Here is a 15,692-nt window from a genome sequence, read left to right as displayed (position 1 = left end):
CGCAACTGCACATGAAATGCGCTTTCCGATCAAGCTGTTATTTGCGACAGGTGCAGCTCGATCACATATTGCGAAAGATGATTGTAAGGTTTGTTCCGTCGCATGGGCGCATTGTTCTGCGGATTTCGCCGCACGCGGTAATGGACGGGCGTTTGCGGGCGACGCGGCCTTACCCACAACGTGGGAACGCCGTCAGGCAGGCCCTTCGACGCCTCGCGCCCGGTTTTCGTGAAACAGCTTGCGGAACGCGTCGAACATGTGGTTTTCGATCGCGTCGCGCATTTCCTGCATCAATTCCAGGTAGTAGTGCAGGTTGTGGATCGTGTTCAGCTGCGCGCCAAGGATTTCGCCCACGCGATGCAGATGGTGCAGATAGCCGCGGGTGAAATTGCGGCAGGTGTAGCAGCCGCATCGCTCGTCGAGCGGGCGCAGCGAGTTCCGGTGCGTCGCGTTGCGGATCTTCACGTCGCCGAAACGGGTGAAGAGCCAGCCGTTGCGCGCATTGCGGGTCGGCATCACACAGTCGAACATGTCGACGCCGGCTGCAACCCCAGCGACCAGATCCTCCGGTGTGCCGACGCCCATCAGGTAGTGAGGCTTGTTCGCCGGCAGCTTCGGTGCGATGTGGTTCAGCACGCGCATCATGTCCTCCTTCGGCTCGCCGACCGAAAGCCCGCCGATCGCTAAGCCGTGGAAGCCGATTTCCGACAGGCCCGCCAGCGATTCGTCGCGAAGATCCTCGAACATGCCGCCCTGAACGATGCCGAAGAGCGCATTCGGGTTGCCGAGCCTGTTGAATTCGTCGATCGAACGTTTCGCCCAGCGCATCGACATGCGCATCGAATCAGCCGCTTCCTGGTGCGACGTCGGGACGTTATCGGTCGCGTACGGTGTGCACTCGTCGAACTGCATGACGATGTCGGAGTTCAGCACCTTCTGGACCTGCATCGACACTTCCGGCGACAGGAAGAGCTTGTCGCCGTTGATCGGCGACGCGAACGTGACGCCATCTTCAGTGATCTTGCGCAGATCGCCGAGCGAAAACACCTGAAAACCGCCTGAATCGGTCAGGATCGGCTTTTTCCAGCCCATGAAGGAATGGAGGCCGCCGTGCGCGGCGATCGTCTCGAGCCCGGGGCGCAGCCACAGGTGAAACGTGTTGCCGAGGATGATCTGCGCGTGCATCTCCTCGAGTTCGCGCGGCTGGACCGCCTTCACCGTGCCGTACGTGCCGACCGGCATGAAGATCGGCGTTTCGACGACGCCGTGATTGAGCGTCACGCGGCCGCGGCGCGCCTCGCCGTCGGTGGTGAGCAGTTCGAACTTGAGGCCGTTGTCCGGGCTTCCGGTTTGTGTTTCGTGCTGATGACCGTCGGTCATGAAAAGACTCCTGTGCCACCGGAAAACAGTCCGGCGCAGATGAAGAATGCCGCTCTCGCCTGGCGCGGCGGCGGGTTGAAACTGCCTGTTACCTGATATCCGGGCCGCTGTGAATCACGCGTCGCGGCGCGTGAGCAGCATTGCGTCGCCGTAGCTGAAAAAGCGGTACCGCTCTTCGATCGCGTGAGCGTAGGCGGCGCGGATCGTGTCGATCCCGGCGAACGCCGACACCAGCATCAACAGCGTCGACTTCGGCAGGTGGAAGTTCGTCACCAGCCGGTCAACGATGCGGAACCGGTAGCCTGGCGTGATGAAGATGTCCGTTTCGGCGCTCGTTGCCGCGAGCGGGCGACCGGCTTCCTCGGCAGTGCGCGCGGCGGCTTCGAGCGCGCGCATCGAGGTCGTGCCGACCGCGATCACGCGGTTGCCACGCGCCCGGGTCGCGGCGATGCGATCCACGAGCGTCTGCGGCAACTGATACCACTCGCTGTGCATTTTGTGCTCGTCGAGATTCTCCACGCGCACCGGCTGGAAGGTACCCGCGCCGACATGCAGCGTCAGCGTCGCGCGCTCGATGCCTTTCTCGTCCAGACGCGCGAGCAGCGATGTATCGAAGTGCAGGCCGGCGGTCGGCGCGGCGACGGCGCCCGGGTTCCGCGCGAACACGGTCTGATAGCGCGTCTCGTCGGTCGCGTCGGGGTCGTGCTCGATGTAGGGCGGCAGCGGCAGCCGGCCGTACTGCTCGATCAGCGTCAGGCAGTCCGCGGGAAAGTGCAGCGTGTAGAACGGCTCGACACGCTCGCCGACCGTGACGTCGAATGCATCCGCGAGACGCAGCGTCGTGCCGGGCGCCGGGCTTTTGCTGGCGCGGATCTGCGCGAGCGCGGTCGTTTCGCCAGTCAGCCGTTCGACCAGCACTTCGATCTTGCCGCCACTGGCCTTCTGGCCGAGGAAGCGTGCCTTCAGGACTTTGGTATCGTTGAAGACCAGCAGATCGCCGGGCGCGATGCACTCGGGCAGCTCGGCGAAGCGGCGGTCGTTGAAGCGGGCGGGCGCGCGCGAGCCGTCCACTTCGAGCAGACGGCTCGCGCTGCGCTCGGGCAACGCGGTCTGCGCGATCAGCTCGGGCGGCAGGACAAAATCGAAATCGGAAAGCGTGAACATGCGAACGGACTGGATGTGAATCGATGCTGAATTGAACCGGTGCCGGGCGGCGAGCGGCTATGATTGCGAAACATTGCTGCGCCAGCCCGCGTGAGCGACCCGTCGGGTGTGCCGGCATGGCGCGCGCGGCAGCGCTGCACCACCCCGGAAAGCCGATATTGTACTTGCGAAGCGACACATGCCCTTGCCCGAACGCCGTATGCCTGCCGATACCGAAGAAGTGAGCGTCGCGCCGAAACGCCGCGCCGCGCGCGGCAAGGCGGCGGCCGCGGCGTCGAATGCGCAGGCGGACGATCAGGCCAGCGCGAAAAAGCCCGCTGCGGCGCCCACCCGAACCGCCGACAAACTCGCCAAACTCGGTCTCACGCGCGACATCGATCTCGTGCTGCATCTGCCGATGCGCTACGAAGACGAAACGTCGCTCACGCCCATGGGCGAACTGCTGCCAGGCGGCATCGCGCAGACCGAAGGCGTCGTGTTCGACAACGAGATTGCCTGGCGTCCGCGTCGCCAGTTGCTGGTCAAGCTGCGTGACGATGCCGGCGACGAACTCGTGTTGCGCTTTCTCAACTTCTACGGCTCGCAGGTCAGGCAGATGGCGATCGGCCAGCGGCTGCGTGTGCGCGGCGATGTGCGCGGCGGCTTCTTTGGCATGGAGATGGTGCATCCGGCGGTGAAAGTCGTCGAAGAAGAAACGCCGCTGCCGCAGGCGCTGACGCCCGTCTATCCGAGCACCGCCGGCGTGACGCAGGCTTATCTGCGCAAGTCGATCGATAACGCGCTGTCGCGCACCGCGCTGCCGGAACTGCTGCCCGTGCCGGTCGCGCAGGCGTATCTGCAGCCGCTGGGTGTGCCGCCATTGATCGACGCGGTACGTACGCTGCATCACCCGAACGCGGATTCGGACGAGCACGCGCTGATCGACGGCACGCATCCGGCCTGGACGCGCATCAAGTTCGAGGAACTGCTCGCGCAGCAAATGTCGCTCAAGCGCGCACATGAAGAGCGGCGCACCCGCGCGGCACCGGCGATGCCGCGTCGCGGGCCGGCGGATCAGGCTTCGCTCGTCACGCGCCTGCTCGCCGCGTTGCCGTTCGCGCTGACGGGCGCGCAGCAGCGCGTCACGGCCGGGATCGCGCAGGATCTGACACAGCCGCATCCGATGCAGCGTCTGCTGCAGGGCGACGTCGGCAGCGGCAAGACGGTCGTCGCGGCGCTCGCCGCCGCGCAGGCGATCGACTCGGGCTATCAGGCCGCGTTGATGGCGCCGACCGAAATCCTCGCCGAACAGCACGCGCGCAAGCTGCGCGGCTGGCTCGAACCGCTCGGCGTGAGCGTCGCGTGGCTCGCCGGAAGCCTGAAGGCGAAAGACAAGCGCGCGGCGCTCGAAGCCGCGGCGCTCGGCACCGCGCAGCTCGTGATCGGCACGCACGCGATCATCCAGGACGCCGTCGAGTTCGCGCGCCTTGGCCTCGTGATCGTCGACGAACAGCACCGCTTCGGCGTCGAACAGCGCCTCGCGCTGCGCGCGAAGGGGCAAAACGCCGCCGACGGCGCGCGCGACTTCCAGCCGCATCAGCTGATGATGTCGGCCACGCCGATTCCGCGCACGCTCGCCATGACCTACTACGCGGACCTTGACGTTTCCACCATCGACGAACTCCCGCCTGGCCGCACGCCGATCCTGACAAAACTGGTTTCCGACGCGCGCCGTGAAGAAGTGACCGGCCGCGTGCGCGAGGCGGCGCTGACAGGGCGCCAGGTCTACTGGGTCTGCCCGCTGATCGAGGAAAGCGAGACGCTACAGTTGCAAACCGCGGTTGAAACGTACGAAACGCTGATCGCGGCGTTGCCGGAACTGAACGTCGGCCTCGTGCACGGGCGCCTCGCGCCCGCCGAAAAAGCCGCGGTGATGGACGCCTTCACGCGCAACGAAGTGCAACTGCTGGTCGCGACGACGGTGATCGAAGTGGGCGTCGACGTGCCGAACGCATCGCTGATGGTGATCGAGCACGCCGAGCGCTTCGGTCTCGCGCAACTGCATCAGTTGCGCGGGCGGGTGGGGCGCGGCAGTGCGGCGTCGGTGTGCGTGCTGCTCTATACCGGGCCGCTGTCGCAAACCGCCCGCGCACGGTTGCAGACCATGCGCGAAACGACCGACGGCTTCGAAATCGCGCGGCGCGACCTCGAAATCCGCGGTCCCGGTGAGTTTCTGGGTGCGCGACAGTCGGGCGCGGCCATGCTGCGGTTTGCCGATCTCGAACAGGACGGCTGGCTGATCGAGCCGGCGCGCGAAGCGGCCGCGCGTCTGCTCGACGAATACCCGGATGTCGTCACGCAGCACCTGGCCCGCTGGCTCGGCGCGCGCGAGCACTATCTGAAGGCCTGACGTCTGACGCCCGCCATGCCGCGCCGCGCCGGCGGCGGGCGGCCCGCAACCCGGGCTGGACAGGGCGCCGGCGGTTTTGCCTGCATTGAAGTCAACCCGGGTTGGCGAATTGGCCCCATAGGTGTATAACAGAAACCTATCGAATCCATCGCTCTGATTGGTCCCCAATGACGCTCACTGAATTGAAATACATCGTCGCGGTTGCCCGCGAACGGCACTTCGGCCGGGCGGCCGAAGCGTGTTTCGTCAGCCAGCCGACGCTGTCGGTGGCGATCAAGAAGCTCGAAGACGAACTGAACGTGCAGATTTTCGAGCGCGGCACGAGCGAAGTCAGCGTGACGCCGGTGGGCGAGCAGATCGTCTCGCAGGCGCAGCGCGTGCTGGAACAGACGCTCGCCATCAAGGAAATCGCCAAGCAGGGCAAGGATCCGCTCGTCGGCCCGCTGCGTCTGGGCGTGATCTACACGATCGGGCCGTATCTGCTGCCCACGCTCGTCAAGCAGATGATCCGGCGCGTCCCGCAGATGCCGCTGATGCTGCAGGAAAACTACACGCTCAAGCTGATCGAACTGCTCAAGCAGGGCGAAATCGACGTCGCCATCATGGCGCTGCCGTTCCCTGAAACCGGCCTGATGCTGCGTCCGCTGTACGACGAGCCGTTCGTCGTCGCGCTGCCGTCGGGCCACGCGTGGGAGACGCGCGCGAAAATCGACCCCAGCGACCTGAAGCAGGAAACCATGCTGCTGCTCGGCAGCGGCCACTGCTTCCGCGATCATGTGCTGGGCGTGTGTCCGGAACTGATGCGCTTTTCGCAGAACGCCGACGGCATCCAGAAGACGTTCGAGGGCTCTTCGCTCGAGACGATCCGCCATATGGTCGCAAGCGGCGTTGGCATCACCGTGCTGCCGCGCATGTCGGTGACCGAGGTGAAGCCGCACGCGGGCGGTGTCGACTCGGGGCTCCTCAGCTACGTGCATTTCGACGAGCCGGTACCCGACCGTCGCGTCGTGCTGGCATGGCGCAAGAGTTTCACGCGGATGCCCGCCATCGACGCCATCTGCGATGCCATCAACGCCTGCGATCTGTCCGGCGTGAGCAAGCTCGAGCAGCCAGTAGCGGTCAGTTAAACGCGCGCTGTCTCATCGGTTGAACTGGCCGCCGGCATCGCGCCGCGCGGCCAGAAGAAGCCCTCCCAGATTCAGGGCTTCGACTATCGAATAGATATGTTTAATCAAATTCTATAATTCAATAGCCATTGTTATAGTTTCCTCCATGGATCGCCCGATCCGACACTCCCGGAGGAACCCATGAATCAAGCCCATTCCCCGCTTGCCCAGCAAGCCACGACGCTCCCGGTACAGACCCTTGCCGCATCGCTGCGCACCGTGGCGTTCGCACTTCTCGTCGATCGCGCGATTTCGGCCTGAGGTTCGCGGCCATAGCGGCTGTGTCGCCTGTGGCACCACGCTCAATTTCCAGTAAAAGCCAGGAGTAGAAGGATGTCTGAACGCAAACTCACCACTGCCGCCGGTGCGCCCGTCGCCGACAACCAGAATTCGATGACCGCGGGCCCGCGCGGCCCGGTCGCGCTGCAGGATGTCTGGCTGATCGAGAAGCTGGCGCACTTCGACCGCGAGGTGATTCCCGAGCGACGCGTCCATGCAAAAGGGTCCGGCGCGTTCGGCACGCTGAAGATCACGCACGACATCTCGCGCTTCACGAAAGCAAAGGTGTTTGCGCAGGTCGGTAAGGAAACGCCGCTCTTCATGCGTTTTTCGACCGTTGCCGGTGAGCGCGGCGCCGCCGATGCCGAGCGCGACGTGCGCGGTTTCGCCGTCAAGTTCTACACGGAAGAGGGCAACTGGGATGTCGTCGGCAACAACACGCCGGTGTTCTTCATTCGCGATCCGCTGAAGTTTCCGGACTTCATCCATACGCAAAAGCGCGACCCGTACACGAACACGCGCAGCAACGTCGCGGCGTGGGACTTCTGGTCGCAGCATCCGGAGTCGCTGCACCAGGTGACGATCGTGATGAGCGATCGCGGCATTCCGCGGAACTACCGGACGATGCACGGCTTCGGCTCGCACACGTACTCGTTCATCAACGCGAATAACGAGCGCTTCTGGGTGAAGTTCCACTTCAGGTCGATGCAGGGTATCGAAAACCATACCGACGCCGAAGCCGCGCAGGTGATCGCCGCCGATCGTGAAAGCGCGCAACGCGATCTGGTCGCGAACATCGACAGCGGGAATTTTCCGAAGTGGCGATTCTGCATTCAGGTGATGCCGGAAGCGGAGGCCGCGACGTATCGCTACAATCCGTTCGACATCACGAAAGTGTGGCCGTACAAGGACTATCCGTTGATCGACGTCGGCACCCTTGAATTGAACCGTAATGCCGGCAACTACTTCGTGGACGTCGAGCAGGCGGCGTTTTCGCCGGCGAACGTGGTGCCGGGTATCGGGTTTTCGCCGGACCGCCTGTTGCAGGGGCGCCTTTTTTCATACGGCGACACGCAGCGTTACCGGCTGGGCGTGAACCATCACCAGATTCCGGTGAATGCGTCGCGCGTCGCGTCGCCGCATTCGTTCCATCGGGACGGCGGCATGCGCACCGACAGCAACCTGGGCGGTACGGCGAACTACGAGCCGAACCGCTTTGGTGACTTTGCGCAGGACCGCAACGCCGCGGAACCGCCGCTCGCTGCCGGGAACGTCGATCGCTACGACCATCGGGAAGACGACGACTACTACAGCCAGCCGGCCGCGCTGTTCCGGATTTTCGATGCAGCACAACGCGAGCGACTGTTCGGCAACATCGCGCGGCACATCAACGGCGTGCCGGACGAGATCGTCGCGCGTCAGATCGAGCACTTCAGGCGCATCGATCCGGCGTATGCCGAAGGCGTCGTCGCGGCGATCGCAAAGCTCGCACAGCAGGACGCAAGCGGTAATTGAAGTCAGGCGGTATGGCGGTGCGCATCTGTGCACCGCCGGGTTTGAATCGAAGGAGAAGCATCATGAACCGGACAGTGCAGCATGCAATGAACCGTACGAACGGTGTCCGCGCAACGGGCGGCGCGCGTTACGTCGCGCACACGCACGCTGCGACGGTTGCGAGAAAGATGGTGGGACTCGCGATCGTCACGAGCGGTCTTGCCGTGATCGCCGCACAGGTTCTGCAGCATGCTTTCGGCGGCTGACAGGCGCGGGCGCGACCGTTCGCCCGCGCGCGTGCGGGGTTGCCCAGGCTACACTGTCGGGCATCCAGCGCTCGGGCTCGCGCATGCGATCCTGAACCTGCCGACCGGTTCGTATCACTCTTAAAAAGGAGTCGTCATGGCCAAAAAAGCAGCAGTACAGCACGTCAATATCGGTATCAGCGACAAGGATCGCAAGAAGATCGCGGAAGGGCTGTCGCGTCTTCTCGCCGATACGTACACGTTGTACCTGAAGACCCACAACTTCCACTGGAACGTGACGGGCCCGATGTTCAACACGTTGCATCTGATGTTCGAGACGCAATACACCGAACTCGCGATGGCCGTCGATCTGATCGCCGAACGTATCCGCGCGCTGGGCGTGCATGCACCGGGCAGCTACAAGGAATTCGCGAAGCTTTCGTCGATTCCGGAAGCCGACGGTGTGCCGGCCGCCGAAGACATGATTCGCCAGCTCGTCGAGGGCCAGGAAGCGGTGGTGCGCACGGCGCGCGAAATCTTCCCGTCGACCGAAGCAGCGCATGACGAGCCGACCGCCGATCTCTTGACGCAACGTATGCAGACGCACGAAAAGACCGCGTGGATGCTGCGTTCGATGCTGGCCTGATAGTTAATGGTTCGGCAGTGAACCGGCGCTGCGGCTGGTCAGATCCCGTCCGGTTCGTGCCGGGCGACGATTGCGATGCGCGGCGCCGGTGAGAAAGCAGGACGGAACGGCCTGCCAGGTTAGCACCTGGTGGGCTGTTTTTACATGTGGCCGTGATCCGGCTGAATTTTCCGGCGGCGCATCAACCTGTGGCTGGCCTCGCGCACCGGCGAAACGGGCGCAGGCGGCGGTCGCGGGTCACCGCTTGCCATGCTGCTCTAGAATGTCGGAATTGTTCTTACCCGGCTTCCCATGTTCGCCCGACTTCCGCTCTATCTCCGCCTTGTCCGCATGGACAAGCCCATCGGCAGTCTGCTGTTGCTGTGGCCGACGCTCAACGCCTTGTGGATCGCGTCGGACGGCCATCCGTCGTTTTCCCTGCTCGTGATTTTCGTGGTCGGCACGATCCTGATGCGCTCGGCCGGCTGCGCGATCAACGATTACGCCGACCGCGATTTCGACCGCTATGTGAAGCGCACCGAAAACCGGCCGATCACGTCAGGCAAGATCAAGGCGTGGGAGGCCGTGGCGCTCGCCGCCGGGCTGTCGCTGATCGCGTTTCTGCTGATCCTGCCGCTCAATACGCTGACGAAGGAACTGTCGGTGGCAGCGCTTTTTGTCGCCGGTTCGTACCCGTTCACGAAGCGGTTCTTCGCGATTCCGCAGGCTTATCTCGGCATCGCGTTCGGTTTTGGCATTCCGATGGCCTTCGCTGCAATCCAGAACCAGGTGCCGGTGCTCGCGTGGGTAATGCTGCTTGCCAACGTGTTCTGGTCGGTTGCGTACGACACCGAGTACGCGATGGTCGATCGCGACGACGACATCAAGATCGGCATCCGTACTTCCGCGCTCACCTTCGGTCGCTTCGATGTGCTCGCGATCATGCTCTGCTACGCGATGACGCTTGGCATCTACGTCGGCATTGGCATCGTGCTGGGTTTCGGCGCGCTGTACTGGCTCGGCTGGGCGGCGGCGGCCGGATGCGCGGTCTATCACTACACGCTCATCCGCAACCGCGAGCGCATGTCGTGCTTTGCGGCGTTTCGCCATAACAACTGGCTGGGCGGCATGCTGTTCGTGGGGATCGCGGCGCACTATGCCGCTGGAGCGTTCTAACGCCACAGGTGCTGCACACGGCCAGCGGGGATAGTCGCGCTCGCCACCGGCAAGGCCGCTGCATCACGCAGGTTACAGTCAACCGGATGACCGCAGCCGGCGACCCGAAGCGGCTCCGTCCGTTACTGTTTGCCGAATTCGTCGCCCATCGCTTTTGCCCGCGCGTCCGCGGCCAGCGCGCCGCGCACGATCGCATCCTTGACACCCGATGCATCGAACGATGCAAGCGCCGCCGCCGTCGTGCCGCCTTTGGACGTCACGCGTTCGCGCAGCACGGCGGGCGACGCGTCGGACTGCGCCGCCAGTTGCGCTGCGCCCGTGAACGTCGCGACGGCAAGCGCGCGCCCTTGCGCCGCGTCCATGCCGAGCTGGCGCGCGGCTTCTTCCAGCGCTTCGATGAAATAGAACACGTATGCCGGGCCGCTGCCTGAAATGGCGGTCACGGCATCGATCTTTGCTTCGTCGTCGAACCATACTGTGTTGCTCACCGCGCCGAGAACCCTGGTGGCGAGCGCGCAGCCCGCTTCGTCGACGCCCGGCGTTGCGAACAGGCCCGTCGCGCCCATGCCGATCAGCGCCGGTGTATTCGGCATCGTGCGCACGACACGCGCATGGCCGTTCAGCCAGCGCGACAGATCGTCGGCACGAATGCCCGCGGCAATGCTGATGACGAGCTGCTCCGCCCGCAGAAACGGCGCCAGGCCCGCAGCGACGCTCTTCAGGATCTGCGGCTTGACCGCGAGCAGGATGGCGTCGAACGAAGCGAGCACAGCGTCAGCCGCAGCGCCGGTGCGCACGCCGAATTGCTGCGCATTGCGCGCGCGCGCTTCTTCGTTGGGATCGATCGCATACAGGTCGGCCGGCGCCACACCACGTTTGATGAGACCGCCGATAAGTGCCGCAGCCATGTTGCCGCCGCCAATGAAAGCAATTTTCATGATGTTCCGTGAAGTGTTCTGTTCAGTTTGAGTAGTCGCGTGCGCCGAAGATCGCCGTGCCGACGCGCACGATCGTCGCACCTTCGATGACGGCCGCTTCGAGATCGCCCGACATGCCCATGGACAACGTGTCGAGTTCGAGCCCTTCCGCACGAAGCTGTTCGAAGAGCGCGTGCACCAGACGATGCGGCGCGCGTTGTGCCTCGATGTCGCCCGCGGGCTCGGGAATCGACATCAGGCCACGCAGCCGCAGCCGGGGCAACGCGGCGACGGCGCGGGCGAGTTCCAGCGCTTCGCCGGGCGCAATGCCGCTCTTCGATGCTTCGCCGCTTGCATTCACCTGCAGGCAGACATTGAGCGGAGGCAGATCGTCCGGCCGCTGCGCGGACAGGCGCCCGGCTATCTTCAGGCGATCGACCGAGTGAACCCAGTCGAAATTTTCCGCGACGGGTTTCGACTTGTTCGATTGCAGCGGGCCGATGAAATGCCATTCGAGATCCGCGCGCAGGTCGGCCAGCGCTTCGATTTTCGTGACGGCTTCCTGCACGTAGTTTTCGCCGAACGCGCGTTGTCCGGCGGCGTGCGCCGCGCGCACGTCTTCAGCGGGAAACGTTTTCGAAACCGCGAGCAGTTCGACCGAACGCGGGTCGCGACCGGCGCCGCGAGCGGCCAGCGCGATGCGCTGACGCACCGCGTCGAGGTGATGAATGAGATCGGGCATCGGACAGTTGGACACACAGCAAGGCGATGGAATGAATTATACGGACGCCATTCCTCGCCGCCGGGTCATCCGAACGGCCAGGTGAAAAACGTCAGGCCGAAAGCATATGCTCAACCAGTTCGATCCAGTGCTTGACCGGAATCGACGTGCCGCTTTGCAGATGCGCGATACAACCCACGTTGGCCGAAACAATCAGCTGCGGTTCCAGCGCGCGCAGCCGTTCGAGCTTCTGGTTGCGCAGCGTGTAGGAAAGCGTCGGTTGCGTGAGCGAATAGGTGCCGGCCGAACCGCAGCACAGGTGGCTGTCGGCGGGCAGGCGCACTTCGATGCCGAGCGCGGTGAGCAGATGCTCGACGCGCCCGCGCACCTGCTGGCCGTGCTGCAGCGTGCACGGCGGGTGGAAGGCGACCGTATGCACGGCGCGGCGGCGCGCGAGTGCTGCGAGCGACTCCTCGAAATCGGGCAGGATTTCGCAGATGTCGCGGGTGAGCTCGACGATACGGCGTGCCTTGTCCGCATACGCCGGGTCGCCGCGCAACAGGTGCGCGTATTCGCGTACCGTCGCGCCGCAACCGGACGCGTTCATCACGATCGCTTCGGCGCCGGCTTCGACGTGCGGCCACCATGCGTCGATGTTGGCGCGGATGTCGTCGAGTGCTTCGTCGTTATAGCCGAGGTGCAGGCGGATCGCGCCGCAGCAGCCGGCTTCCGGCGCGACGATGGTCTCGACGCCGAGCGCGTCGAGCACACGCGCTGTCGCGATATTGACGTTCGGCATCATCGAAGGCTGCACGCAACCGGCGAGCATCAGCATCTTGCGCGGGTGCTGGGCCGTCGGCCATTCGAGCAGCGGTTGCCGGGCAGGCACCTTGTCGCGCAGTTTTTTCGGCAGGAGCGGGCGCACGTGCTGGCCGAGCCGCATCGCAGGCGTGAAGAGCGCGCTGTTTGGCAGGAAGCTCGCCAGAATACGGCGCAGCAGGCGCTGGCCGGGAGGCCGCCTGACATGCTCCTCGACCACCTTGCGGCCGATTTCGACAAGGCGTCCGTACTGCACGCCCGAGGGGCAGGTCGATTCGCAGTTGCGGCACGTGAGGCAACGGTCGAGGTGCATCTGCGTGCTGCGCGTGACGGGTGCGCCTTCCACCATCTGCTTGATCAGATAGATGCGGCCGCGTGGTCCGTCGAGCTCGTCGCCGAGTAGCTGGTACGTGGGGCAGGTCGCCGTGCAGAAGCCGCAATGCACGCATTTGCGCAGGATGGAATCGGCTTCATCGCCGTCGGGCGTATTGCGAATGAAGTCCGCGAGGTTGGTTTGCATCGCGCGCTCAGAAGTCGGGGTAGAGCCGGCCGCGATTGAAGATGCGGGCCGGGTCGAATGCGGCCTTCAGGCCGCGATGGATTTTCATCAGCGGCGCGGGCAGCGGCGTGAACACGCCTGCGCTGCGGTCGAAGCCGTGTCCGGTGCGGAAGATGGTCGCGTGGCCGCCGGCCTGTTTGGCGCTGATGCGCACGGTCTGCGCGTCGGTGTCGGTGATCCACCAGCGCTGCGCGCCGCCCCATTCCATCAGTTGCGCCCCCGGCAGTTGCAAGGGCTCGGTAATCGACGGCAACGCGAGGCGCCACAACGCGGCGCCCGGCGCGATCGCGGAGAAGAACGGGTCGGTCTGTTCGCGCAGCCCCGCCCAGAAGCGTTCGGCCTCGACCGCATCGACCACTTCGCCGCCGAGCGACGTACGCGCCGATTTGACCGCGGCTTCGGCGCCGGCCAGGCGCATGACAAGCGTGCCGTTGCGCCATGCGCTCGCGGTGATGGGCAGCGGGTGGCCGGCCCATTCGTTGAGCTTGCGCACGGCGTCGGTGCCGTTCATGTCGAACTTGAGCGTCGCCTCGGCGACCGGAAGCGGCAGCACCTTCACCGACAGTTCGAGTATCAGCCCGAGCGTGCCGAGCGAGCCGGCCATGAGGCGCGACACGTCATAGCCCGCGACGTTCTTCACGACCTGGCCTCCGAAATGCAGCGTTTCTCCGTGACCGTTCATGATGACCGCGCCGAGCACGAAGTCGCGCGCGGCGCCGGCCGAAGGGCGTCGCGGCCCGGCAATGCCGGCCGCGATACAGCCGCCCAACGTTGCCTGTGGGCCGAAGTGCGGGGGTTCGAACGCCAGCATCTGCCGGTGTTCTGCTAGCGTCGCTTCGATTTCGAGGAGCGGCGTGCCGGCGCGCGCCGTGATCACGAGCTCCGCCGGATCGTAAGCGATGATGCCGCGATGCGCGCGCGTGTCGAGGATGTCGCCTTCCAGGCTCTGGCCGTACCAGTCTTTCGTGCCGCCGCCGCGAATGCGCACCGCGCGTCCTTCAGCGCTGGCCGAACGGATACGTTCGGACCAAACGGCGACGATGTCGTCCTCTTCCATGTCGTCCTGCTTCGTTGTGTTTCGTCCGATTGTACCGGGCGGGGCGGCGCTGGCAAGCCGGGGGCGACCCCGGGTTTGCCCATACGGGCTGCGCGAGTGGCGCGGCGCAGCAGCCCGGCGCCGGTGGGGCGTCCAGCTTGCGACGGTGCAGACCGCGCTAGAACCTCGGCAAATCCGGATGCGGCAGCAAGCCGCCGCGAATATGCATCCGGCCGTATTCGGCGCAGCGGGCACGCGTTGGGATGCCTTTGTCGGGATTCAGGAGGCCGGGCGGATCGAATGCACGCTTGACCGCGTGAAACGCGTCGCGCTCCTCGGGCGAAAACTGTACGCACATCGAGTTGATCTTCTCGATGCCCACACCGTGTTCGCCCGTCACCGTTCCGCCCAGCTCGACGCAGCATTCCAGGATGTCCGAGCCAAACGCTTCGGCCCGGTGCCATTCGTCGAGATCGTTGCCGTTGAAGAGGATCAGCGGATGCATGTTGCCGTCGCCCGCGTGGAACACGTTGATACAGCGCAGCGCGTATTTTTTCTCCATCTCGCTGATGCGCGACAGCAGTGGCCCGATACTGCGGCGCGGCACCGTGCCGTCCATGCAGTAGTAGTCGGGCGAGATGCGTCCGGCGGCCGGGAACGCGTTCTTGCGGCCCGACCAGAACTTGAGCCGCTCGCTTTCCGTGCGCGAAATCTGGATGCGCGTCGCGCCGCATTCACGCAGCACCGCCGTCATGCGGACGATTTCCTCGGAAACTTCTTCCGGGGTGCCATCCGACTCGCATAGCAGGATGGCGGCCGCGTCGAGATCGTAGCCGGCGTTGACGAATTCCTCGACGGCCCGCGTCGCTGGCTTGTCCATCATTTCGAGGCCGGCCGGAATGATGCCCGCCGCGATGATGCCGGCAACCGCGTCGCCGCCTTTCACGACGTCGTCGAAGCTGGCCATGATGACCTGCGCGGTTTGCGGTTTCGGGATCAGCTTGACGGTAACTTCGGTGACGATCGCGAACATGCCTTCGCTGCCGATCAGCACCGCGAGCAGATCGAGGCCGGGTGCGTCGGGCGCGAGCGAGCCGAACTCGACGATCTCGCCCTCCATCGTGACGGCTCGCACGCGCAGCACGTTGTGCACGGTGAGGCCGTATTTCAGGCAATGCACGCCGCCGGAATTTTCCGAGACGTTGCCGCCGATCGTGCAGGCGATCTGCGAGGAAGGATCGGGCGCGTAGTAAAGGCCGTACGGCGCCGCGGCTTCCGAAATGGCGAGGTTGCGCACGCCCGGCTGGACAGTCGCGGTGCGCGCATAGGAATCGACTTCGACGATCTTGCGAAAGCGCGCGAGCGACACGACAACGCCATGGCGGATCGGCAGCGCGCCGCCGGACAGGCCGGTGCCGGCGCCGCGCGGCACGATCGGCACGCCTAGCCGATGGCAGATCTGCACGATGCGCTGCACCTGCGACTCCGTTTCCGGCAACGCAACCGCGAGCGGCAGCCGGCGATATGCGGCGAGGCCGTCGCAGTCGTAGGCGACGGTATCTTCTTCGCGATACAGCAGGCAGTGCGTCGGCAGTACGGCCATCAGCGCCTGCACGACTTCGCGCTGGCGCTGGGCGAGAACTTCAGGCGAAAGTTCGCCAGGTGCGTTCATGTCTCCTCCTTCTTCGGGCGCGCGGTCGTGGAATGCCGGTTCGCCTGTCG

Annotated in this window: 13 protein-coding genes; 6 read left to right on the top strand and 7 right to left on the bottom strand. The window is 64.8% G+C overall.

All coding sequences use genetic code 11. The features are described from left to right. Positions 1-192: 192 nt before the first annotated feature. Positions 193-1,380 (bottom strand): tRNA guanosine(34) transglycosylase Tgt, encoded by a 1,188-nt coding sequence (gene tgt, locus LPA34_RS03730; protein WP_228975066.1) that lies wholly within the window; start codon positions 1,378-1,380, stop codon positions 193-195. A gap of 114 nt (positions 1,381-1,494) precedes the next feature. After that, positions 1,495-2,544, bottom strand: coding sequence for a tRNA preQ1(34) S-adenosylmethionine ribosyltransferase-isomerase QueA (queA, locus tag LPA34_RS03725; RefSeq protein WP_228975064.1), 1,050 nt, complete (start codon positions 2,542-2,544; stop codon positions 1,495-1,497). Between the two features lie 178 nt (positions 2,545-2,722). On the opposite strand from queA, the gene recG reads away from it, so the two are divergent. The 6 genes from recG (at position 2,723) to ubiA (ending at position 9,918) form a co-directional block, all read left to right on the top strand. Then, positions 2,723-4,933, top strand: coding sequence for an ATP-dependent DNA helicase RecG (recG, locus tag LPA34_RS03720; RefSeq protein ID WP_228975061.1), 2,211 nt, complete (start codon positions 2,723-2,725; stop codon positions 4,931-4,933). Positions 4,934-5,100: 167 nt separating this feature from the next. Then, on the top strand, positions 5,101-6,060 hold the full coding sequence (locus tag LPA34_RS03715) for a LysR substrate-binding domain-containing protein (protein WP_228975060.1): 960 nt from the start codon (positions 5,101-5,103) through the stop codon (positions 6,058-6,060). A 372-nt stretch (positions 6,061-6,432) separates the two neighbouring features. After that, positions 6,433-7,893 (top strand): catalase, encoded by a 1,461-nt coding sequence (locus LPA34_RS03710; RefSeq protein ID WP_228975058.1) that lies wholly within the window; start codon positions 6,433-6,435, stop codon positions 7,891-7,893. A gap of 62 nt (positions 7,894-7,955) precedes the next feature. Beyond that, complete coding sequence (locus LPA34_RS03705) at positions 7,956-8,138, top strand: hypothetical protein (protein ID WP_228975056.1); 183 nt, start codon at positions 7,956-7,958, stop codon at positions 8,136-8,138. 136 nt (positions 8,139-8,274) lie between these two features. Further along, the gene (locus tag LPA34_RS03700; RefSeq protein WP_228975055.1) at positions 8,275-8,763 is read left to right on the top strand and encodes a Dps family protein; all 489 of its coding nucleotides are present in this window, start codon (positions 8,275-8,277) and stop codon (positions 8,761-8,763) included. 291 nt (positions 8,764-9,054) lie between these two features. Beyond that, on the top strand, positions 9,055-9,918 hold the full coding sequence (ubiA, locus tag LPA34_RS03695; protein ID WP_228975052.1) for a 4-hydroxybenzoate octaprenyltransferase: 864 nt from the start codon (positions 9,055-9,057) through the stop codon (positions 9,916-9,918). A gap of 122 nt (positions 9,919-10,040) precedes the next feature. Here the strand turns inward: ubiA and proC are convergent, their stop codons facing one another. The 5 genes from proC to LPA34_RS03670 all read right to left on the bottom strand — a co-directional run bounded on the left by proC (position 10,041) and on the right by LPA34_RS03670 (position 15,642). Beyond that, a complete protein-coding gene (gene proC, locus LPA34_RS03690; RefSeq protein WP_228975050.1) occupies positions 10,041-10,856 on the bottom strand; it encodes a pyrroline-5-carboxylate reductase in 816 nt (271 codons plus the stop codon). 22 nt (positions 10,857-10,878) lie between these two features. Further along, positions 10,879-11,577 carry a YggS family pyridoxal phosphate-dependent enzyme gene (locus tag LPA34_RS03685; protein WP_228975048.1) on the bottom strand — a complete coding sequence of 233 codons (699 nt, stop codon included), beginning with the start codon at positions 11,575-11,577 and terminating at the stop codon, positions 10,879-10,881. A gap of 91 nt (positions 11,578-11,668) precedes the next feature. Continuing rightward, positions 11,669-12,895, bottom strand: a complete 1,227-nt coding sequence (gene glcF / locus LPA34_RS03680) for a glycolate oxidase subunit GlcF (RefSeq protein WP_228975046.1) — start codon at positions 12,893-12,895, stop codon at positions 11,669-11,671. 7 nt (positions 12,896-12,902) lie between these two features. Next, complete coding sequence (gene glcE / locus LPA34_RS03675; protein ID WP_228975044.1) at positions 12,903-13,991, bottom strand: glycolate oxidase subunit GlcE; 1,089 nt, start codon at positions 13,989-13,991, stop codon at positions 12,903-12,905. Between the two features lie 157 nt (positions 13,992-14,148). Next, on the bottom strand, positions 14,149-15,642 hold the full coding sequence (locus LPA34_RS03670; RefSeq protein WP_228975043.1) for an FAD-linked oxidase C-terminal domain-containing protein: 1,494 nt from the start codon (positions 15,640-15,642) through the stop codon (positions 14,149-14,151). Between the last annotated feature and the right edge of the window lie 50 nt (positions 15,643-15,692).

It is taken from the genome of Paraburkholderia gardini (assembly GCF_907164575.1).
In the GTDB taxonomy this organism is placed as follows: Bacteria; Pseudomonadota; Gammaproteobacteria; order Burkholderiales; family Burkholderiaceae; genus Paraburkholderia; species Paraburkholderia gardini.
The sequence above is the reverse complement of the archived record's forward strand: the minus strand, read 5'-3'. Positions and strand labels throughout refer to the sequence as shown.